The sequence below is a fragment of the Pantoea sp. 18069 genome (assembly GCF_902706035.1).
In the GTDB taxonomy this organism is placed as follows: Bacteria; Pseudomonadota; Gammaproteobacteria; order Burkholderiales; family Burkholderiaceae_C; genus Comamonas.
The window spans coordinates 1-383 of sequence record NZ_CACSJA010000152.1; the positions used below are offsets into that span (position 1 = coordinate 1).

General features: G+C 54.8%; 2 tRNA genes. Both read left to right on the plus strand.

The annotated features are described in order from the left end of the window. The first annotated feature begins 46 nt into the window (after nt 1-46). Nucleotides 47-123, plus strand: a tRNA-Ile gene (locus GVL12_RS25995). 133 nt (nt 124-256) lie between these two features. After that, nucleotides 257-332, plus strand: a tRNA-Ala gene (locus tag GVL12_RS26000). The last annotated feature ends 51 nt before the right edge of the window (nt 333-383 follow it).

Below are 383 nucleotides of genomic sequence, written 5' to 3' on the forward strand. Positions count from 1 at the left end.
GGAACACTCTTGCAGAGGCTCAGCAAAAGCTGGCCGAAGCAGGAATGGGTCTGTAGCTCAGCTGGTTAGAGCACTGTGTTGATAACGCAGGGGTCGTTGGTTCGAGCCCAACTAGACCCACCATCTGGTTCCGACTAAATAGAGGTTGACGATGATTGGCTAGAGCCAAGCACTGCAAGGCGCGAGGAGCGAAGCACACTTCAGGTGTGTGAGCGACGAGCAACGCCGCAGGGCGCCGGCTATAGGCAATCAGCGCGGGGGATTAGCTCAGCTGGGAGAGCACCTGCTTTGCAAGCAGGGGGTCGTCGGTTCGATCCCGTCATCCTCCACCATTCGGGTTTGTATTTAGAGCATGAAGTTTCCATGCTATAATTTTTGACTCA